Source organism: Pseudomonas sp. RIT-PI-r (assembly GCF_001297015.1).
Taxonomy (GTDB): domain Bacteria; phylum Pseudomonadota; class Gammaproteobacteria; order Pseudomonadales; family Pseudomonadaceae; genus Aquipseudomonas.
Genome location: NZ_LIGE01000018.1, coordinates 266,329 through 286,939 on the forward strand (window position 1 = coordinate 266,329; position 20,611 = coordinate 286,939).

Below are 20,611 nucleotides of genomic sequence, written 5' to 3' on the forward strand. Positions count from 1 at the left end.
AAATGCATTCCCCTGTAGGAGTGAGCCTGCTCGCGATAGCGCCAGTAAAGGCACCGATGCACTCCCTGCATAAACCCCATTCCCCAAATGCACTTGCCGAACACCCCCACTGAAAGCGAAAAACCCCACCTGTCTCTCTGACCGGTGAACCCATGTCCAACTCGCCAAACCCCTTGCGCAACGTGCTGTACATCATGTGCGATCAACTGCGGCGCGATTACCTGTCCTGCTACGGCCATCCGCATCTGCACACACCAAACATCGATCGCCTGGCCGCCGCCGGCGTGCGTTTCAGCCGCGCCTACACCCAAGGCACGATTTGCGGGCCGTCGCGGATGTCGGCCTATACCGGGCGTTATGTGAGTAGCCATCAAGTGGCGTGGAACGCCGTGCCGTTGCCGCTGGAAGAACTGACCATCGGCGACTATCTGCGCCCCCACGGCATTCGCACCGCGCTGGTCGGCAAGACCCACGCCACCGCGAATGTCGATGCCTTGCAACGGCTGGCGATCAATCCGCAAAGCGAGCAAGCCGAGATCCTCAACGAAGTCGGTTTCGAACCCTACATGCGCCACGACGGTATCTATCCCGACGATCCGCTGTTCGATGACAAACGCGAATCCGCGCCCTACACCCACTACCTGCGCGAACAGGGTTTCGACGGCAAAAACCCCTGGCATGACTGGGCCAACGCCGCCGAAGGCGCGAATGGTGAAATCCTCAGCGGCTGGCAAATGCGTCATGCGAATTTGCCAGCACGAATTCCCGAGCAACACTCAGAGACTGTCTACACTACAAATCGAGCCATCGACTTCATCACCGAGCAAGGCGAGAAATCCTGGTGTTTACACCTCTCCTACATCAAACCGCACTGGCCCTACATCGTACCAGCTCCGTACCACGCTCTGTACAGTACGAAATCGATTCTCGAAACGGTCCGCGCGACGCCCTCCGAAGCCAGCAAACACCCCGTATACACTGCCTTTCGCCAGCATGAGGAAAGCCTTAACTTTTCCCGTGACGCAGTACGATTGACTGTAATCCCCACCTACATGGGCTTGATCAAGCAAGTGGATGATCAGCTCGGGCGGCTGTTCGACTTTTTGCAGAGCAATGGACGCTGGGATGACACGCTGATCGTGTTCACCAGCGATCACGGCGACTTTCTGGGCGATCACTGGCTGGGCGAGAAAGAATTTTTGCTGGAGCAAGCGGTGGGCGTGCCACTGATCGTGCGTGATCCTCGGGCGGCGGCAGATGTCACCCGGGGAACGGTGGATGATCGACTGGCGGAAACCATTGATGCGTTACCGACATTCCTTGAAGCATTGGGGCTGCCGGACGCGGCGCATCGGCTCGAGGGGCGTTCCTTGATTCCACTTCTTCACGGAGAAAACCCGGATTGGCGCCGCTACGCGATCAGCGAATACGACTACGCCTTTCAGGCCCCGGCACGTGAGCGCTTGGGCCAGCCGATCGATCGTTGCCGGATGACAATGGTGCGCAGCGAGCGCTGGAAATACCTGGCGTACGACGGTTTTCGGCCACAGTTGTTTGATCTGCTGAATGATCCGCAGGAGTTGTGCGATTTGGGTGATGACCCGGAATTCGCGGCGGTGCGCGAGGAGCATGCGGGGTATTTGTTTGAGTGGGTGCGCGGGTTGAAGCGACGCACGACCATCAGTCATCAGGAAATCGATTTGCGTGGGCAGCGGTTTCGCTATGGTGAGCCTGAAACCGAGAAGGTCGTGCAGATCGGCGTGTGGTGATTCCGGTAGGAGCTGCGGCACGCTGCGATCTTTTGATCCTGATCTTCAAATCAAAAGATCGCAGCCTCGTTTCACTCGACAGCTCCTACAGGAGCCGATCAGACGCCGACGATATCTGCGCCTTTGATGGTTTGACTGCGCTGCCCGTTCGCACCCACCGGCACCTCACCTTTGAGTGTCACCCGACGCACTACGCGATCCTGAGTCCCGTAATCATCAATCGCATAGTGCTGCGTCGAGCGGTTATCCCAGATCGCCACGTCACCGGCCTTCCAGCGCCAGCGCACGGTGTTTTCCTGGCGGATCACATGGCTCTGCAAAAGCCCAAACAAATGCGCCGAGTCTGCCTGCGAGTAACCTTTGATGCGTTTAACGAAATGCCCCAACAACAAGCTCTTCTCGCCGCTGATCGGGTGCACGCGCACCACCGGGTGCTCTGTCTCGTAAACGGTGGAGGTGAAGACCTTGCGATAGCGCTCCAGCTTCTCCGCCGAGACGTCCGGCTTGGCGCTGGCGTAGTCGTATTCGTTGCTGTGCACGGCGACCAGTTTGTCGGCCAGTTCACGCAACTCGGTTGGCAAGCCGTTGTACGCCGTCGCGGTGTTGGCCCACAGGGTGTCGCCGCCGAATGCCGGGGCCACTACCGAGCGCAGGATCGAGGCTTTCGGGTAAGCGTCGACGAAGGTCACGTCGGTGTGCCACGAGTTGGCGCGCTGACCTTCGGCACCGTCCAGCTCAAGCAGATAACGCGTGCCTTCCCGCGACGGCACGGTCGGGTGCGCCACTGGTTCACCGAGCAAATGGGCGAAGGCTTCCTGGCGCTGATCGTCGAGCTGAGTCTGTTCGCGGAAGAACACGACTTTGTACTGAACCAGTGCCTGTTGAATGGCTTCGATTGTGTCGGCGTCCAGTTCACCGGACAAATGCACACCACGGATCTCGGCACCGATACGACCGGCCACCGGATGAATTTCCAGCGCATGGACAGCGGGTTTTACTGCGAGTGCGGCATTGCTCATGGGTAGACCCTCATCGACTGCTTACGGTTGGACGGCAGCGAAACAACGCTCTATCTATATTCCTTTTACATCTAATAGATATTCACATGCTTCGTTGACGGAATAAGAGCTTGCATTTAAAACCTCTAGCAACCCTCGTCGCAAATGCCTTCGAGCTATTTTTAGGATGCCGGAAAAGCATATGGATCTTCGCCAGTTGCGTTACTTCATCGCCCTCAACGAACACCGCAGTTTTGTCCGTGCGGCGGACGCGATGGGCATCACTCAACCGGCGTTCAGCCGCAGTATTCAAGGGCTGGAGCAGGAGTTCGGCTGCGTGCTGGTGGATCGCGGCAACAAGGATTTGCGCCCCACGCCCGAGGGTCAGGTGGTGCTGCAGCACGCCCTGAGCCTGGTGCAAGGCGCGGCGATGCTCAGCGCTGAAGTGACGCAGATGACCAAGCTCGATGCCGGCGAGGTGCACTTCGGTTGCGGCCCGGCACCGGCGGTGAAACTGGTACCGGATGCGGTGGCGCAATTCATCAATGCGCACCCGAAAGTGCGCACCTGTTTTCAGGTGGATAACTGGGAAAAACTCAGTCGCGCGCTGAGCCGTGAAGAGATCGAATTCTTTATCGCCGATATCCGTCATTTCGAGGCGGATCCGAACTTTCAGACCCAGGCGCTGACGCCCAAGCGCGGGGTGTTTTTCTGCCGTCCGGGGCATCCGTTATTGGCCAAGGAAAGCCTGTCGACCAACGACATGTTCGACTACCCGCTGGCGACCACACGGATCCCGCCGGGCATTCGTAAATTGCTGGCGAACCTCAGTGGACGTATCGATTTTTCCCCGACCATCGAGACCGAGCATTTTCCAGCGCTGGTGAAAGTGGTGCTGCAATCGAATGCGATTGGCGTGGGCACGGAGGAGGCGTTCGTCGAGGACATCGCCAAGGGTTCGCTGGTGCTGCTGCACTGGCGTAATTTGCCGCAGAACCTGGAGAGCATGAATGCGCGTTGCGGGATTGTCAGCCGTACCGGGTTCAGGTTGTCGCCGGCGGCGCGGGCGCTGATCGAGACATTGGTGGCGGTGGATCGGCAGGAAGTCAGCGTCGCTGTTTAAAGATCAAAAGATCGCAGCCTGCGGCAGCTCCTACCTGGATCGATGTAGGAGCTGCCGCAGGCTGCGATCTTTTGCTTTTAGAGCTTGGCCGCTGCAAGCTCAGGCGCCACCCAATCGTTGACCTTGAACGGCTTGCGAATCAGTCTCTGCTGCGCCGCCAGATCGACCTTGTCCTGCAAGCTACCCAGGAACGCCGGATCCAGCGTCGACGGGAATACTTCGCTCAGTTTCTGATCTTTCAAATCTTCAGTGAGGATCACCGGCGGATAACTCGCCAGCCCCGACACCAACTGCACGTACGCATCCTTGTTGCTGTCCTGCGTCAGCCACTCTACTGCCTGCTGCTGCGCCTTCAACAACTTCGCCACCGCCTCCGGATGCCCATCAACAAACTTGCCGCTGCCCACTAGCACCGACTGCACACTGCCGGCCCCGCCCAAATCCTTGGTGTTCAGCGGCAACTCGGCCAAGCCCTTGACTTGCAATGCAGCCAACCCGGAACTGCCCCACGATGCATCGATCTGCTTCGCCGCCAGCGCAGCGGTCGCGCCGGTGAAGTCGAGGTTGATGACTTTCAGATCCTTCTCGCTCAAGCCCTGGCTGGCCAGTGCCGCATCAAACGACAACTGCGTCGCGGTACCCTTGAAGATCGCCACACGCTTGCCCTTCAAATCCTGCAAGGTCTTGATCCCGGAACCCGGCACCACGCCCAGATACTGCTTCACCCCACGCGCACCGGCACTGAGCAGCCGCGTATCGAGGCCGTTGGACTTGCCAATGATCGCCGCCAGGTCCCCGAGATACGCCAGATCAACCTGATCATTGGCAAACGCCTCATTGATCACCGGCCCCGCACCCTTAAAGAAATTCCACTGAATCTTGATGCCCTGATCGGCAAAGGCCTTTTCGAAGATCTGTTGATCACGCAACACGTCGACCACACCGCCGCCGCTGTGCTGGGTTCCGGCGCTCAGGTCAGGCACGGCGATGCGGATTTCCTTCAACTCATCGGCATGCGCCGTCAGCGTGAGAAAACCCGCCAGCGCCGGGGCGGCAAACAGACTGATGACACGTTTGAAAGGAAGGTTCATGGGTGCGGCTCCTTGATCAATACAGGCATTAAGGAGCCGAAAGTAGGCCGAAGCAGCACCTTCGCTTAAATACTATAAAAGAACATTTTTATAGCTTTTAACGCTAAGCGAACAACTTCGGGGCTTGCAGCGGCGTATGCATTTACAGCATCGAAAATATTCTTCGAATGCATTGGATGCGTGTGGGCTGGAAGCCTTAAATGGCGCTGCTTATCTCTTTAAATACGTTTTTATTTATTACTTATAACTTTTAGTTTGTCGCTAATACCGCTAAAGATCGCAGCCTTCGGCAGCTCCTACAGGGGCAACGCAGTCCCATGCAGGAGCTGCCGAAGGGTGCGATCTTTTGATCTTGACTCGATCTCGATCCACCCCGACAACGGAGGTCACCCATGGCCCGTCAATCCCTGCTCAGTTTGCCGCTGCCAGCGCCGCCACTGAAAAGCCGAAGCATTTCACCGACCATCAACCAACGTTTGTTGCCATGGCTGTTGCCCGTCGGCCTGTTCGTTTTGTGGTGGCTGGCAGCGCGCAACGAATGGATGAGCGAACAGATCCTGCCGGCGCCGTCGCTGGTGTGGAACAGCGCCGTCGAGCTGGCGCAAGGCGAGCTGTGGAGCCATTTGTGGATCAGCCTTCAACGCTTGTTCTGGGGCTTGCTCGCAGGGATTTCCGCCGGTGCGGTGCTCGGTGCCGCGCTGGGTTTCAGCCGCCGTCTGGAGCGTCTGATTTTCCCGACCTTCGCCGGTCTGGCGCAGGTGCCAACGCTGGCCTGGATTCCGCTGTTCATGGTGTTTTTCGGCATCGGTGAAGTGTTGAAACTGGTGGTGCTGATCAAAGCCATCGTCGTCCCGGTGACCTTGCACACGCTGGTCGGCGTGCGTGACGCTCAGCCGAAACTGCGCGAAGCCGCTGCCGTGTTGCGCCTGCCACCGCGCCTGCTGATCCGTCGATTGGTGCTGCCCGCCGCCCTGCCCGCGTTCATGGCCGGCGTGCGTCTGGCGCTGGCTGCGGGCTGGACATCGTTGCTCGCAGTCGAGTTGCTCGCCTCCAGCGAAGGCATCGGTTACCTGATGGTCTGGGCGCGCCAGCTGTTCATGCTCGACATCGTTTTCGTCTGCATCGTAGTGATCGGTTTGATCGGCGTGGCGATGGATCGCGGCATCGGTCTGCTGGATAAAAAACTGGTGCACTGGCCGCACCCAGCCACCGCGGAAATTCGTCGCGGCCCGCGTTATGAAGGCTGGCAGCGTCTGCAACCGTGGCTGCTGCCGTTGGGGTTGCTCGCGTTGTGGCAGTTGGCGAACGATCAACAGTGGGTCGATCCGAATATTCTGGTGAGCCCGCTGGCCGTGCTGATTACGGCGTGGGACGGACTGCTCGACGGCTCGCTAATCAGTGGCATGGCCCTCAGCTTGGGTCGCACCCTCGGCGGTTTGTTGCTGGGCGGCGGACTCGGTTTGGCCCTCGGCTTGCTCCTGGGGCTGTCCCGCACCAGCGAACGTGTGCTCGGCCCGACCCTCGCCGCGCTGCGTCAGATCGCGATTTTCGCCTGGGTTCCACTGCTCACCGCATGGTTCGGTTTGGGTGAATTGGCGAAGTGGGTGTTCGTCGCCCTCGCCGCATTCTTTCCGCTGTTTATCGCCACGCAACGCAGCGTCGCCAACCTTTCGCCGCAACTCAACGAAGCCGCACAAGTGCTGCGCCTGAGCCTCGGCCAACGCCTGCGCAGACTGGTGCTGCCCGGTGCCGCGCCGGGGATTTTCGCCGGTCTGCGCCTGAGCCTGATCTACGCCTGGCTCGGCACCATCGGCGCCGAATATTTCATGCCGTCCAACGGCGGCATCGGCAGCCAGATGATCGGCGCGCAACAACTGCTGCGCATGGATCTGATCATGGCTTGCATGCTCTTCGTCGGCCTCACCGGCGCCCTGCTCAACCTTATTGGCCAACGCCTGGAAATTCGCGCGACCCGCTGGAGACACGCATGAACGCACCCATTGTCAGCTTCACCCACGTAGGCAAATCCTTCGACGTCGACGGTTTCGAACTGGAGGCGATTCGCGAATTCAACCTGGACATCGCCGAGGGCGAATTCGTCGCCATCGTCGGTTCCAGCGGCTGCGGCAAATCCACCTTGCTGCGTTTGCTGGTGGGTCTTGATACGCAATTTCGCGGGCAGATCACCGTCGATGGCAAAGCCGTCAGCGGCATCGGCGGCGAACGCGGCATTGTCTTTCAGGAGCACCGCTTGTTTCCGTGGCTGACTGTCGCCGACAACATCGGCCTGGGCCTGGTCAACGAGCCGTTGAGCGCGGCGCAAAAGCAAAAACGCATCGACGATTTCATCGACCTGGTCGGCCTGCGCGACTTCACCCGCGCCTATCCGCACCAACTCTCCGGCGGCATGGCGCAGCGCGTGGCGATTGCGCGCGGCCTCGTCGCCAGCCCGCGCATTCTGCTGCTCGATGAACCCTTTGGCGCGCTCGATGCGCTGACCCGCCAGCAGATGCAGGACGAGCTGCTGGCGATCCGTGACCGCGCAAAGATCACCACGATCCTAGTCACCCATGACGTCGAAGAAGCGATCTTCCTCGCCGACCGCGTGGTGGTGATGGAGCCGCGCCCGGGGCGCATCAAGCAAGTGGTCGACATCGCCCTGCCGCATCCGCGCCAGCGCAGCAGTTTCGATTTCCATCAGTTGCGCGAAGAACTGCTCCACGAACTGACCAGTAATGACCACTACCAACCGAGCCAGCCTGCGCAGATCCGCGATCTGCCGCTGACGTTCATTGCCTGCTGAACAGGAGTTTCGCAATGCCGCAACGTCCCAACTTTCTGGTGATTCTGGCTGATGATTTAGGCTTCTCCGACATCGGTGCGTTCGGCGGCGAAATCGCCACGCCGCACCTCGATGCATTGGCCAACAATGGCCTGCGCCTGACCGATTTTCATACCGCACCGACCTGCTCGCCGACCCGCTCGATGCTGCTGACCGGCACCGACCACCACATCGCCGGCATTGGCACCATGGCCGAGACGCTGACCCCGGATCTGATCGGCAAACCGGGTTACGAGGGTTACCTCAACGACCGCGTCGTCGCGCTGCCCGAGCTGCTGCGCGAGGCCGGTTATCAAACGTTGATGAGCGGCAAATGGCACCTCGGTTTGAAAGCTGAACTGGCGCCGCATGCGCGGGGTTTCGAGCGTTCGTTTTCGCTGCTGCCGGGCGCGGCCAACCACTATGGGTTCGAGCCGACCTACGATGAACAAACACCGGGCCTGCTGAAATCGACCCCGGCGCTGTACATCGAAGATGACCGGTTTCTCGACGAATTGCCGAAGGATTTCTATTCCTCCGATGCCTTTGGCGACAAGTTGCTGCAGTACCTCAAGGAGCGTGACCAGACCCGGCCGTTCTTCGCTTACCTGCCGTTCTCCGCGCCGCACTGGCCGCTGCAGGCACCCGCCGACATCGTCGAGAAATACCGTGGCCGCTATGACGCCGGCCCTGAAGTGCTGCGCCTGGAACGCCTGGAAAAACTCAAAGCCCTCGGCCTGATCGAGCCGGACGTTGAGCCACATCCGCTGATTCAGTTGACCCAGCAATGGGACGCGTTGAGCGACGAACAAAAACAGATTTCCGCGCGGGCGATGGAGGTCTACGCCGCGATGGTCGAGCGCATGGACTGGAACATCGGCCGGGTAGTCGATTACCTGCGCCAGCAAGGGCAACTCGACAACACGTTCATCCTGTTCATGTCCGACAACGGTGCCGAAGGCGCGCTGCTTGAAGCGTTCCCCAAGTTCGGCCCGGAACTGGTGACGTACCTCAGCCAGCACTACGACAACAGCCTCGATAACATTGGTCGGGCCAACTCTTACGTCTGGTACGGGCCGAACTGGGCACAGGTAGCGACCGCGCCGTCGCGACTGTTCAAAGCGTTTACCACTGAGGGCGGGATTCGCGTGCCGGCGCTGCTGCACTACCCGCAGTTGGCGATCAAAGGGCAGATCAGCCATGGCTTCGGCACGGTGATGGACATCACGCCGACGATTCTCGATCTGGCTGGCGTGCGTCATCCGGGCAAGCAGTGGCACGGCAAACCGGTGGCGCCGTTGCGTGGCAAATCGTGGCTGGGATTCTTGTCTGGCGAGACTGCGCAGGTGCATGACGAGCACACGGTGACGGGTTGGGAATTGTTTGGGCGAAGGGCGATTCGGCAGGGATCGTGGAAAGCCGTGTGGATCCCCGGGCCGGTAGGGCCGGCGACCTGGCAGCTTTATGATTTGAGCAATGATCCGGGGGAGATTCATGATCTGGCGGAGAGTCAGCCGGAGAAGCTCAGCGCGCTGATCGGGCATTGGCAGCAGTATGTCGAGGAGACTGGGGTGATTTTGAGTGAGTCGCCTTTCCAGCCAGATTGATGCTGCCTGAGGTATAGCTATCGCGAGCAGGCTCACTCCTACAGTTGGAATGCGTTCCCCTTGTAGGAGTGAGCCTGCTCGCGATGAGGCCCGTGCAGTCAGCCATCAAGCTTGAGCTGTACGCACCTCTTTACTCACCACCTCATCCCGACGAACAAACCGGTTCGCCCGCCCAAACGTGCCGAAATCATTAAACCGCACCCCCATCTCCCGCATCACTTTATGCGCCACCGGCACGGTCATCTGGCGGATATAAAACGGCTCTTTCACCACAAAATGGTGAATCCCGTGGCTGCTGCCAAAGTTGAAGCAGAACGCCTGCAACGGCCACAACCACCATGGGTTCAGCACCTGACACTGCTGCAGCACATTACCCAACTCGACATCGCCGTAGTAATGCATGTTCGAGCTGATGAAGTGCAGGCAAAAGGTGCGCAACACGTTCGGGCCGATGATCACCACAGCAGCGATATCGATCACCTGCATCACCGATAACGTGGTCGCCGACCACTCGATCGGCGAACCCAACAGATAGGCGATGCCATTGGCCGCATGAAAACCGAGAAACACATACCACGCCCCCCAATGCACCAGCGCCAGCGGTGCGTAGACCTTCAGCGAGCGCTTGACGATGCTCAACTTGTGCGCCCAGGTCTTGGCCCGCAGCATGCGGATGAACGCCGACATCACGTTGTCGCCGACCATCAGCAAGCGCGCAAAACCCCACGGCTCGCCGTTGGTGATCGCGCGTTCTTCCATGTCGGTTTCAGTGCCGGAAACCTTGTGGTGATTGAGGTGCAGATGCCGACGAATCCACGGGTTGATCGTGCTCGGCCGCGCTAGCCACACCAGGCCCATCATCAAATTGTGCGGCACGCGCTGCTTGCGGAAATACATGCTGTGGATCAGGTCGTGTTCCAGTTCATGGGTCAGCGAAGCAAAAAAAGCATTGAGCAACAGGCACGCCCACCACGCCATATGGCCGGTGATGTACAGCGTCGCCGAGCCGATCATCCCGATCAGGGCAAAGGCCAGAATCCCCGCGCCCAACGCATCCTGATGCTTGAGAATCGGGTAACGCTCACGCAATTCGACGCCTTTGGCCAGCACCACTTGGCGAATATGCGCTGATCGCTGGGCCGCATTGTGTCGCTGGGGACTTGCAGAAGTACCGTCCATGCTTCCATCCTCGGGTTTATGATGTTCGCATCGTGCCTCGCCAAGGCTTCAATTGCGGTAGCCGAGAACGCCAACCTGTTGACCGGAAGCGCCAATCAGCATGAAGGAACCGACCTCCCTCGCCAGTTGGACCCGTGCCTTGCGCAAGCAACTCGATGCGCTGGGGCTGGACAGCATTGCCCTGTGCCAACAGGCCGGGCTCGATCCAGACTTGATGGACGACCCTAACGCGCGCTACCCGCTGTCCGGCACTACACGCCTGTGGGAAATCGCCGTGCAGGTCAGCGGCGACCCGGCGATCGGGCTGCGCGTGTCACGCTTTGTCAGCCCGACCACCTTCCATGCCCTCGGTTACGCGCTGGTCGCCAGCGGTAGCTTGCGTGAGGTGTTCGAACGCATCGTGCGTTATCACCCGGTGGTCAGCGATGCGCTGGAGCTGGAACTGAGCCGCAGCGAAGACCGCTATCAATTCCGTCTGAAAATTCCGTCAGGCAATCCGGCGCCAGCCTTCGAAGCCATCGATGCGTTCACCGCGATCTACGTGCGCACCTGCCGCAATCGCCTCGGCCGCGATTACGCGCCACTCGCCGTGTATCTGCGCCGTCCGGAGCCGAGCGATGCGCACCAATGGCACAAAGTCTTCCGCGCCCCGGTGCATTTCGGCTGTGCCGAGGATCGCCTGGAATTCGCCCTCGCCGATTTCGACAGCCACCTCGACGACGCCAACCCGGAGCTCGCTGAACATAATGAGGCAGTGCTGAAACGTACGATGGCCCAGCTCAAGCCGCTGACTTGGGAGCGCAAGGTGCGCGATGCTATTGAAGAACAATTGCCGGAAGGCGAGCCGAGTGCTGAACGGATTGCCCAGGCGTTGCACCTGAGCTTGCGCAGTTTGCAACGGCATCTGGCGGATGAGGGTTATCGCTTTGATACGTTGCTCAACGAGAGCCGCGAGAACCTCGCGCTGCTGCATCTTCGCGATCCGCAGTGTTCGTTGAGCGAGGTGAGTTACCTGCTGGGGTTTGCGGATACCAGCAGCTTCAGCCGTGCGTTCAAGCGCTGGACGGGGCTGACGCCGGGGCAGTTTCGGGATGGCTTGCGCTGATGCTCAGCTAACGAGAACTGTTCAGCTGATAGATTGGCTTAGCGATGGAAGTTTTCCTTTTTCAGCGTATCGAGCGTCGGACGGGACGGTCGAGAAACCGCAGCGAGTTCATAGCCCAAACCATTCAGTATTGCCTCCACCTTTCGCAAGCCAATCTCAGAAACGGTGTTGTTTTCGATACCAGAAATTGTCGCGCGGCTCATGCCGTACTGTTGGGCTAACATTTGCTGAGAAAGTCCCTTAGCCTTACGGAGCTCTCTAATCAACTTACCTATTTTTTCCATTGTGGATGCCTGCATTACTTACGATGCATTTTAGAAAAATCAGCAAATATGCATTCTATTTAATGCATATTTTTTGCAAGCCAATTTAAATCTGATTAGCCTCTCTATTTAAGCACCACTTGCTCACCACAAACCCTAGCTCAAAAACGGTGCCGTCAGCATCACTGCCGACCCGCACCTGTCCCCCATGCAACTGCATGATCGACTGCACAATCGCCAACCCCAACCCGCCCGAATCTCCCGGCTCTGCCCGTGATGGATCGACGCGGTAGAAGCGGTCGAACAGTTTGCCCAGATGCTCCGGCGCAATCGCCTGGCCATGGTTGTGCACTTGTAACCAGCACCAGCCCGACTCGTCACGGCGACGCAGGCTGATCACGGTTCCGGAGTCAGCATGACGCACAGCATTAGCCAGTAGATTGCCAAGCGCCCGTTGCAGCAGTTGCTGATCGGCAAGCAGTTCGCCGTGCAGTTGGTTGTCCAGCCGCAGATCTCGGTCATCCGCCAAGGCTTCAAAGTAATCACACAGTTCACTACCAACGCTGTGCAAAACCAGTGTCTGCAGATTGAGCGCTCGCTCGGCCTGCTCGGCGCGGGCGAGGAACATCAGGTTCTCCGCCATGCGTTTGAGCCGTTCGAACTCTTCCATGTTCGAGGCCAGCACCTCCTGATATTCCGCCGTGCTGCGCGGATGATTCAGCGCTTGCCCGTTGCTGGCGAGCAAGGTGTGCAACGGCGTGCGAATTTCATGGGCGAGGTCGGCGGAGAACTGCGACAGCCGCTGCACGCTGTCGTCCAGCCGCGCGAGCATGCCGTTGAGCGCCTGTACCGGTTCAAGCAGTTCAGCGGGCGTGCCATGGTCGGGCAACCGTTGATCGAGGCTGCGCAGATCGATGCCGCGCACCGCTTCGCTCAACTGACGTAGCGGTTGCAGGCCCCTTCGCAGTAGCAGTAGACCCAAGGCAAAAGCCAGTAACGCACCGATCCCAACGGACAAGTACAAGCGCATGCGATAACTGCCGAGCATTGACTCGCGCTCGCTCAGCACCTTGCCGGCGATGATCGTCAGCGGTTCACCGTTCGGCCCTTGCGCCTCACCGGATAACAGCGCCAGCTCGGCACCGTCCGGCGCTTGCCAGGTCAGCACGTCGCGGCGCTGCGGCGTTTGCTCGCGGGGGATCGCGTTGAGGGTTGGCAGATCGCGCTGACGCGGGTTGATGGCGATCACGCTGGAACCGTCGGCGCGGCGCACCAGCAACAGGCTGTCGAGGTTGCCGAGCATGTTCTGATACAACCGCGGCCGCGCCTGCAAAGCGTCGAGGCTGTCGCTGTCGGCAAGCAAGGCGCGTACCTGCTCCAGTCGACCGAGCAACGCGAGGTCGTCGCGGTAGGCGATTTCTGCGGCCAGCGACCGATAGAGAAACACACCAATCGCACTCAACACCAAAGCGCAGACCAATGCGAACGCCAGCGCCAGGCGCCAGGCGATCGACCTAGAGCGCATCGTCAGGGGCTTCCAGTTGATAACCGACGCCGCGCACGGTGTGAATCAGTTTCGGCATGTACGGATCATCGACTTTCGAGCGCAGGCGCCGCACCGCGACTTCAACCATGTTGGTGTCGCTGTCGAAATTCAGGTTCCATACCTGCGAGGCAATCAGCGTGCGCGACAGCACTTCGCCCTGGCGACTGGCGAGCAATTGCAGCAGGGCGAATTCCTTGTTGGTCAGGGCGATGCGCTGGCCGCCGCGACTGACGCGGCGGCGCAGCACGTCGATTTCCAGATCGGCGATGCTGTACGACTCGGCTTCGCGCATCGGCCCGCGCCGCAGCAAGGTGCGCACCCGCGCGAGCAGTTCGGCGAAGGCGAAGGGTTTGAGCAAGTAATCGTCGGCGCCCAGTTCGAGCCCGCGCACGCGGTCTTCGATGGCGTCCTTGGCGGTGAGGAACAACACCGGCGTGGCGCCGCGCTGGCGAATCAGCTGCAGCAATTGCCAGCCGTTGAGGCCGGGGAGCATCACGTCGAGGATGATCAGGTCATATTCCTGCTGCTCGATAAAGTAACGACCATCGAGACCATTGAGCGCCACGTCCACGGCAAAACCCGACTCGCCCAGGCCCTTGGCGAGGAAATTCGCGGTTTTGGCTTCATCTTCTACGACCAGCAAACGCATGGCACACCTCGATTATTCAGACACACAGGCTAGGCGTCTTCGGCGGCGTTGCCCATTACAAACTTGTAATCAGACTGACGAGGTTCTGACGAGGACCGGCGATTAAGGTGAGGACCTTCGCTTTTGGAGCCTGTCCATGACCGTCAAATTCCTCGTTGCAAGCCTGATGATCGGCCTCAGTGGCGTCGCTGCCGCCAGTCCTGAGCTACCGCGCCACGCTGATCTCGACCTGAAAACCGCACGCCTGCTCGCCGACACGGCAATGACCAACTGCACCGGCACGGTGTCGGTGCTCGATCGGGGCGGCAATCTGCTAGTGACCCTGCGCGGCGACGGTGTCGGCCCGCACAACACCGCCGCCAGCCAGCGCAAGGCTTACACCGCACTGTCGACCAAAACTGCCACCCGGCTGTTCGCCGAACGTGCCCGCAGCAACCCGGAAACCGCCAATCTCAATACCCTCGACGAGTTGCTGCTGCTTGGTGGGGGCATCCCTTTGTTCGCCGCTGATGAACTGGTCGGTGCGATGGGCGTGGCCGGTTCCGGCGGCGGCGAGCAAGACGAAAACTGTGCGATCAAGGCTGCCGAGAAAACCGGTCTGGCCACTACCCGTTCCCAATAAGGAGATTCATCCATGAGCACTTTGCGCATGTCTTTCGCCGCGCTTGGCCTGAGCGCTTTTTCCAGCCTGGCTCTGGCTGCCGGCAATCCGCTGAGCGTGCACGTCCTCAACCTGGAAAACGGCCTGCCGTCGCCGGGCATCAACGTGACCCTGGAAAAACACGTCGGCCAGAACTGGCAGCCGCTGGCCCAAGGCACCACCAATGAACAGGGGCGAATTGCCGAGCTGTTCCCGGCCAAACAGCCTTTTGAAGCGGGTGAATACCGCGTGGTGTTCAAGACCGGCGAGTACTACAAGAAGATCAAGCACGACACGTTCTTCCCGGAAATCCCGGTGATTTTTGAAGTGAAGCAGACCGATCAGCACTACCACATCCCGCTGCTGCTCAGCCCTTACGGCTTCTCGACCTATCGCGGCTCCTGATCCCGCACAAATCCCCTGTAGGAGTGAGCCTGCTCGCGATAGCAATCTGTCAGTTGATCAATCTGTGACTGACAGACCGCTATCGCGAGCAGGCTCACTCCTACAATGGTTCGGTGTTAGATCCTAGATCGTGGCCAGGGCGCGCAACCGCGCAGCATCAATGATTTCGATCTCGCCATAGCCAAGCCCGATAATCCCCTGCCCCTGCAAATCCTTGAGGATCTGGTTAGTGGTCTGCCGCGACAGCGACAGCATCGACGCCAACTGCTCCTGCGGCAGTTGCAGTACACGACGCGGCGAGTCGAGTTCGCCGTAGCCTTCGGCAATCATCAGCAAGCGATGAGCCAGACGTGCCGGGGCCGGCAGCAGGCTCAGTTGTTCGAGGTTGATGAAGGCCAGGCGCAGTTTGTGGCTCATCAGCAGTGCCAGATGCCGCCAGTACACGGGGTTCTCATCGAGCAGTTTCAGCAGCGTCGCCTGCGGAATATTCAGCAACGTGCACGGCCCCACAGCGTAGGCGTCATGGGTACGTGGCTGACCATCGAACAGGCAGATTTCGCCGAACCAGTGCGGCGCTTCTACCAGACTCAACAAAGCTTCCTTGCCCTGCTCACTCACCGCGCCGATCCGCACGACGCCATCGAGCACCGCGTACAAGCCGCACGGCGCATCGCCGCGCTGGAACAAGCGCTGCCCCGCCGTCAGCCGCCGCTCCCGGGCCGCCGCCAGCAAGCTATCCTGAAAGGACGCCGGCAGATGACTGAACCACTGGCCGCTCATCAACCGTGAACGAATTTGCATAAACACTCCTGGATTGTCGCCTGCCTGACAGAGCGAACCCTGATCCCGAGGGATGATGCGATCAACCCTACCGGAGGAACAACAATGAAAAGCCTCGTCGACCACCTCAGTCAATACGCCGCCTACCACCGCGATCCGCGCAACATCGCCAGCCACTTTATCGGCATTCCGCTGATTGTGGTGGCGGTGGCGGTTTTGTTGTCGCGGCCGGAATGGTCGCTGGGCGGCTTGTGGATATCTCCAGCCGTTGTCGTGGCGCTGGCTTCGGCGTGTTTTTATCTGCGGCTGGAAGTGAAGCTCGGGGTATTGATGACGGTGCTGATGGGTTTATCCGTGTGGGCCGGGCATGTGCTGGCGCAGCAAAGCACCATGGTCTGGTTGAGCAGCGGCCTGGCGATGTTTGTGATCGGCTGGGTGATCCAGTTTGTCGGGCATCACTATGAAGGGCGCAAACCGGCGTTTGTCGATGATGTATCGGGGCTGATCGTCGGGCCGTTGTTTGTGGTGGCCGAGTTGGCGTTCATGCTCGGGATGCGGCATGAATTGAAAGAGCAGATCGAGGCGCGGGCGGGGGTGGTGCGGGTTAATCCGAACAAAAAAGCGGCGGCTTAGGCCGCTTTAAAAGATCGCAGCCTGCGGCAGCTCCTACAGTGGGTTTGGTCGATCACAAAATGTGTGACCAACCGAAACCCCTGTAGGAGCTGCCGCAGGCTGCGATCTTTTGATCTTAAAGGCTGGCGACTTTCTGCCAGACCTTGGGTTTGAAGAACAGTGTTTCACCTTTGGCCAAGCCGATCAGGCTGTCGTGATCTTTCACCACTTCAGCTTCGATCAAATCCGTCTGCCCTTCTACTTTCAACGTCACCCGCGTGGTCGCGCCCAACGGCCGGATATCACGCACCTCCGCCGCATGGTGATCCTCCAGCTCATGCTTGGACAACGACACTTCATGCGGGCGGAACAGCACGTGATTGTCGTCGCTCAGCAGCAAGCGGTTCGAATCGCCGAGGAAGTGATAAACGAAATCACTGGCCGGATTTTCGTAGACGTCACCCGGTGAGCCGATCTGCTCGATCACGCCCTTGTTCATCACCACGATACGGTCAGCAACCTCCATCGCCTCTTCCTGGTCGTGGGTCACGAATACCGAGGTCAGGTTGATGTCTTCGTGCAAACGCGCCAGCCAACGGCGCAGCTCTTTACGTACCTTGGCATCGAGGGCGCCGAAGGGTTCGTCGAGCAGCAGCACTTTAGGCTCCACTGCCAAGGCGCGGGCCAACGCAATCCGCTGACGTTGCCCACCGGACAACTGCTCCGGATAACGATCCGACAGCCAATCCAGCTGCACCATGTTCAGCAGTTCGTGCACCTTGACCGCGATCTGGCTTTCGCTCGGGCGCTGGTTTTTCGGTTTCATGCGCAGGCCGAATGCGACGTTGTCGAACACGGTCATGTGGCGGAACAAGGCGTAGTGCTGGAACACGAAACCGACGTTGCGATCACGCACGTCGTGGCCGGAAACGTCTTCACCGTGGAAAACGATATTGCCGTTATCCGGGGTTTCCAGACCGGCGATGATCCGCAGCAGCGTGGTCTTGCCGCAGCCCGAGGGGCCGAGCAGCGCGACCAGTTCACCGCTGTGGATATCCAGGCTGATGTTGTCCAGCGCCTTGAAGGCATTGAAATTCTTGCTGACGTTACGCACTTCGATCGACATGAATTATTCCTCCGCGGCGCTGGCGCGCAGGCGGTTGATACGGTTTTCGCTCCACTGCTTGAGCAGCAGGATGAAGAGCGCCAGGATCAGCAACAGGCTCGCCACGGCGAACGCGGCCACGTGGTTGTATTCGTTGTAGAGGATCTCGACGTGCAGCGGCAAGGTGTTGGTCACCCCGCGAATGTGCCCGGAGACCACCGACACCGCACCGAATTCACCCATGGCCCGCGCGGTACACAGCACCACGCCATAGATCAGGCCCCACTTGATGTTCGGCACGGTGACATGCCAGAACATTTGCCAGCCGTTGGCACCGAGCAGGCGCGCGGCTTCTTCTTCCTGCGTGCCCTGTTCCTGCATCAGCGGGATCAGCTCACGGGCCACGAACGGCACGGTGACGAAAATCGTCGCCAGCACGATGCCCGGCAGAGCGAAGACGATCTGGATGTCGTGATCCTGCAGCCACGGTCCGAACAGGCCCTGCGCACCAAACATCAGCACGTAGACCAGACCGGCAATCACCGGCGACACCGAGAACGGCAGGTCAATCAGTGTCACCAGCATGCTCTTGCCACGGAACGAGTATTTGCTTACGCACCACGCGGCACTGACGCCGAACACCAGGTTCAACGGCACCGAAATCAGCACGGCGAACACGGTGAGTTTCAGCGCCGACAGCGCATCCGGTTCAAAGATCGCGGTGAAGAATGCACCGAGGCCATTCTTCAAACCCTGCGATACGACGATGAACAACGGCAGCAGCAGAAACAGGAAAAAAACCAGCCAGCCAAGGCCGATCAGGATTCTGCGCGAAGTGGCACTGCCACGGCGTGCAGCGTTGGCCGAAGAGGCGGCCGCAATAGACGATTGGGACATTGTTCGCGCCTCCTTATGGGGTTTCGATGCGCCGCTGCAGCAAGTTGATCAGCAGCAACAGGACGAAGGAAACCACCAGCATCAGCACGCCGATGGCGGTAGCGCCGGTGTAATCGTATTGATCGAGTTTGACCATGATCAGCAGCGGCAGGATCTCGGTTTTCATCGGCATGTTGCCGGCAATGAAAATCACCGAACCGTACTCGCCGACGCCACGCGCGAACGCCAGGGCAAAACCGGTGAGCCAGGCGGGCAGCAGTGCGGGGACGAGGATGTGGCGGAACACCTGCAACGGTTTCGCGCCGAGGCACGCGGCAGCTTCTTCGACTTCGCGGGGAATGTCGGCCAGCACCGGCTGCACCGTGCGCACCACGAACGGCAGTGTGACAAAAGTCAGCGCCAAGGTGATACCGAGTGGGGTGTAGGCGATTTTGAAACCGAGGTCAGCAGCGAATTGCCCGACCAGACCGGCCGGCGCGTACAGCGCGGTCAGCGCGATACCGGCGACAGCTGTCGGCAGGGCGAATGGCAGATCGATCATCGCGTCGATCACCTTGCGCCCCGGGAAGGTGTAGCGCACCAGCACCCATGCCAGCAGCGTGCCGATGATGCCGTTGATGGTCGCGGCACACAGCGCGGTGCCGAAGCTCAGCTTCAACGCAGCCAGCACCCGCGGCGCGGAAATGATCGTCCAGAACTGATCCCAGGTGAGTTGCGCGGCGTGGACGAACATCGCCGCCAGCGGGATAAGCACAATCAGGCTGAGGTACACCAAGGTGTAGCCCAGCGTCAGCCCGAAGCCGGGTATGACGGGGGAGATACGACGCGACATAAAAGTCCTTGGTTAAAAACGCATCAATGTGGGAGCGAGCCTGCTCGCGAAGAGGGAGTATCAGTCAACATCCCTGTCGCCTGAAATACCGCCTTCGCGAGCAGGCTCGCTCCCACATGTGGTGTGCCTAAACAGTAGGCTCGTTGTGGGTCAGATTACTGCGCCTGATAAATCTGGTCGAACACGCCACCGTCGTTGAAGAATTTCGGCTGCGCGGTTTTCCAGCCGCCGAAGTCCTTGTCGATGGTCACCAGGTCCAGTTTCGGGAACTGCTGGGCGTACTTGGCCGCCACGTCCTTGTCACGCGGACGGTAGAAGTTTTTCGCGGCGATTTCCTGACCGGCCGGGCTGTACAGGTGTTTCAGATAGGCTTCGGCAATTTGCTCGTTGCCCTTCTTCTCGGCGTTCTTGTCGACCACGGCCACTGGCGGTTCGGCGAGGATCGACAGCGAAGGCACGACGATGTCGAACTTGTCGGCGCCGCCATCTTCTTTCAGCGCCAGGAACGCTTCGTTTTCCCAGGCCAGCAACACGTCACCCTGACCGTTGTTGACGAAGGTGATGGTCGAACCGCGAGCACCGGTGTCAAGAATCGGCACGTGCTTGAACAGGGTCTGGACGTATTCTTTGGCTTTGGCTTCGTCACCGCCGTTGGCTTTCAGGCCGTAGGCCCACGCGGCGAGGAAGTTCCAGCGCGCACCGCCGGAGGTTTTCGGGTTCGGGGTGATCACCGAGACATCGTTCTTGACCAGATCGCCCCAGTCCTTGATGCCTTTCGGGTTGCCCTTGCGCACCAGGAAGACGATGGTCGAGGTGTACGGCGTGCTCGCTTCCGGCAGACGCTTCTGCCAATCGGCGGGCAGGGTCTTGCCGAGTTTGGCGATTTCGTCGATATCACCGGCCAGGGCCAGAGTCACCACGTCAGCGCGCAGACCGTCGATCACCGCACGGCCCTGCTTGCCCGAACCGCCGTGGGATTGCTGGATTTTCACGGTGTCGCCGGCGTGGTCTTTCTGCCAGAACTTGATGAATTCAGCGTTGTAGTCCTGATACAGCTCGCGCGTCGGGTCATACGACACGTTGAGCAGTTCGTAATCCTTGGCAACCGCGGAACCGGCAAACACAGCGCTGGCCAGGGCGGCCAAAGCGTAACGGCGAATCGACGACATGGTGAAAGCTCCTGGAATTC

The 20,611-nt window shown here is 59.7% G+C and carries 20 protein-coding genes; 9 read left to right on the plus strand and 11 right to left on the minus strand.

What is annotated here, in order from left to right; genetic code table 11:
• Positions 1 to 152: 152 nt before the first annotated feature.
• Entirely contained in the window at positions 153 to 1,769 is a 1,617-nt protein-coding gene (locus tag AK821_RS07050; protein ID WP_064389023.1) for an alkaline phosphatase family protein, read from the plus strand.
• Positions 1,770 to 1,867: 98 nt separating this feature from the next.
• Here AK821_RS07050 and AK821_RS07055 read toward each other — a convergent pair whose 3' ends face one another.
• Positions 1,868 to 2,788, minus strand: a complete 921-nt coding sequence (locus AK821_RS07055) for a TauD/TfdA dioxygenase family protein (protein ID WP_064389024.1) — start codon at positions 2,786 to 2,788, stop codon at positions 1,868 to 1,870.
• A gap of 181 nt (positions 2,789 to 2,969) precedes the next feature.
• Here AK821_RS07055 and AK821_RS07060 point away from each other — a divergent pair, with 181 nt between their 5' ends.
• Positions 2,970 to 3,890, plus strand: coding sequence for a LysR family transcriptional regulator (locus tag AK821_RS07060; protein WP_064389025.1), 921 nt, complete (start codon positions 2,970 to 2,972; stop codon positions 3,888 to 3,890).
• 77 nt (positions 3,891 to 3,967) lie between these two features.
• Here AK821_RS07060 and AK821_RS07065 read toward each other — a convergent pair whose 3' ends face one another.
• Complete coding sequence (locus AK821_RS07065) at positions 3,968 to 4,981, minus strand: ABC transporter substrate-binding protein (protein WP_064389026.1); 1,014 nt, start codon at positions 4,979 to 4,981, stop codon at positions 3,968 to 3,970.
• Positions 4,982 to 5,373: 392 nt separating this feature from the next.
• Between AK821_RS07065 and AK821_RS07070 the strand changes: the two genes are divergently transcribed.
• The 3 genes from AK821_RS07070 to AK821_RS07080 are packed head-to-tail and all read left to right on the plus strand — an operon-like array spanning position 5,374 to position 9,409.
• Positions 5,374 to 6,972 carry an ABC transporter permease gene (locus AK821_RS07070; protein WP_064389027.1) on the plus strand — a complete coding sequence of 533 codons (1,599 nt, stop codon included), beginning with the start codon at positions 5,374 to 5,376 and terminating at the stop codon, positions 6,970 to 6,972.
• The gene (locus tag AK821_RS07075) at positions 6,969 to 7,784 is read left to right on the plus strand and encodes an ABC transporter ATP-binding protein (protein WP_064389028.1); all 816 of its coding nucleotides are present in this window, start codon (positions 6,969 to 6,971) and stop codon (positions 7,782 to 7,784) included. Before AK821_RS07070 ends, AK821_RS07075 begins: the two co-directional genes overlap by 4 nt.
• 14 nt (positions 7,785 to 7,798) lie before the next feature.
• The gene (locus tag AK821_RS07080; RefSeq protein WP_064389029.1) at positions 7,799 to 9,409 is read left to right on the plus strand and encodes an arylsulfatase; all 1,611 of its coding nucleotides are present in this window, start codon (positions 7,799 to 7,801) and stop codon (positions 9,407 to 9,409) included.
• A 105-nt stretch (positions 9,410 to 9,514) separates the two neighbouring features.
• On the opposite strand, the gene AK821_RS07085 is transcribed toward AK821_RS07080, so the two are convergent.
• Entirely contained in the window at positions 9,515 to 10,588 is a 1,074-nt protein-coding gene (locus AK821_RS07085) for a fatty acid desaturase (protein ID WP_064389030.1), read from the minus strand.
• A 100-nt stretch (positions 10,589 to 10,688) separates the two neighbouring features.
• On the opposite strand from AK821_RS07085, the gene AK821_RS07090 reads away from it, so the two are divergent.
• Positions 10,689 to 11,693: an AraC family transcriptional regulator gene (locus tag AK821_RS07090; RefSeq protein ID WP_064389031.1), complete on the plus strand. Its 1,005-nt coding sequence runs from the start codon at positions 10,689 to 10,691 to the stop codon at positions 11,691 to 11,693.
• 38 nt (positions 11,694 to 11,731) lie between these two features.
• Here AK821_RS07090 and AK821_RS07095 read toward each other — a convergent pair whose 3' ends face one another.
• The 3 genes from AK821_RS07095 to AK821_RS07105 form a co-directional block, all read right to left on the minus strand.
• A complete protein-coding gene (locus AK821_RS07095; protein ID WP_064389032.1) occupies positions 11,732 to 11,977 on the minus strand; it encodes a helix-turn-helix domain-containing protein in 246 nt (81 codons plus the stop codon).
• 85 nt (positions 11,978 to 12,062) lie between these two features.
• Positions 12,063 to 13,481, minus strand: a complete 1,419-nt coding sequence (locus AK821_RS07100) for a heavy metal sensor histidine kinase (protein ID WP_064389033.1) — start codon at positions 13,479 to 13,481, stop codon at positions 12,063 to 12,065.
• On the minus strand, positions 13,471 to 14,151 hold the full coding sequence (locus tag AK821_RS07105; RefSeq protein WP_007917671.1) for a heavy metal response regulator transcription factor: 681 nt from the start codon (positions 14,149 to 14,151) through the stop codon (positions 13,471 to 13,473). The genes AK821_RS07100 and AK821_RS07105 overlap by 11 nt, the downstream gene beginning before the upstream one ends.
• Positions 14,152 to 14,287: 136 nt before the next feature.
• On the opposite strand from AK821_RS07105, the gene AK821_RS07110 reads away from it, so the two are divergent.
• A complete protein-coding gene (locus AK821_RS07110) occupies positions 14,288 to 14,773 on the plus strand; it encodes a GlcG/HbpS family heme-binding protein (protein ID WP_064389034.1) in 486 nt (161 codons plus the stop codon).
• A 12-nt stretch (positions 14,774 to 14,785) separates the two neighbouring features.
• Positions 14,786 to 15,196, plus strand: coding sequence for a hydroxyisourate hydrolase (gene uraH, locus AK821_RS07115; protein WP_064389035.1), 411 nt, complete (start codon positions 14,786 to 14,788; stop codon positions 15,194 to 15,196).
• A gap of 123 nt (positions 15,197 to 15,319) precedes the next feature.
• Here the strand turns inward: uraH and AK821_RS07120 are convergent, their stop codons facing one another.
• A complete protein-coding gene (locus tag AK821_RS07120; RefSeq protein ID WP_064389036.1) occupies positions 15,320 to 15,997 on the minus strand; it encodes a Crp/Fnr family transcriptional regulator in 678 nt (225 codons plus the stop codon).
• A gap of 84 nt (positions 15,998 to 16,081) precedes the next feature.
• Between AK821_RS07120 and AK821_RS07125 the strand changes: the two genes are divergently transcribed.
• Positions 16,082 to 16,609 carry an Mpo1 family 2-hydroxy fatty acid dioxygenase gene (locus tag AK821_RS07125; RefSeq protein ID WP_064389037.1) on the plus strand — a complete coding sequence of 176 codons (528 nt, stop codon included), beginning with the start codon at positions 16,082 to 16,084 and terminating at the stop codon, positions 16,607 to 16,609.
• A 115-nt stretch (positions 16,610 to 16,724) separates the two neighbouring features.
• Here the strand turns inward: AK821_RS07125 and AK821_RS07130 are convergent, their stop codons facing one another.
• The 4 genes from AK821_RS07130 to AK821_RS07145 form a co-directional block, all read right to left on the minus strand.
• Entirely contained in the window at positions 16,725 to 17,714 is a 990-nt protein-coding gene (locus tag AK821_RS07130; RefSeq protein WP_016987602.1) for a sulfate/molybdate ABC transporter ATP-binding protein, read from the minus strand.
• Positions 17,715 to 17,717: 3 nt separating this feature from the next.
• Positions 17,718 to 18,590, minus strand: a complete 873-nt coding sequence (cysW, locus tag AK821_RS07135) for a sulfate ABC transporter permease subunit CysW (RefSeq protein ID WP_038367233.1) — start codon at positions 18,588 to 18,590, stop codon at positions 17,718 to 17,720.
• 13 nt (positions 18,591 to 18,603) lie between these two features.
• Complete coding sequence (gene cysT, locus AK821_RS07140) at positions 18,604 to 19,422, minus strand: sulfate ABC transporter permease subunit CysT (RefSeq protein WP_064389038.1); 819 nt, start codon at positions 19,420 to 19,422, stop codon at positions 18,604 to 18,606.
• Between the two features lie 155 nt (positions 19,423 to 19,577).
• The gene (locus AK821_RS07145; RefSeq protein WP_038367242.1) at positions 19,578 to 20,591 is read right to left on the minus strand and encodes a sulfate ABC transporter substrate-binding protein; all 1,014 of its coding nucleotides are present in this window, start codon (positions 20,589 to 20,591) and stop codon (positions 19,578 to 19,580) included.
• Between the last annotated feature and the right edge of the window lie 20 nt (positions 20,592 to 20,611).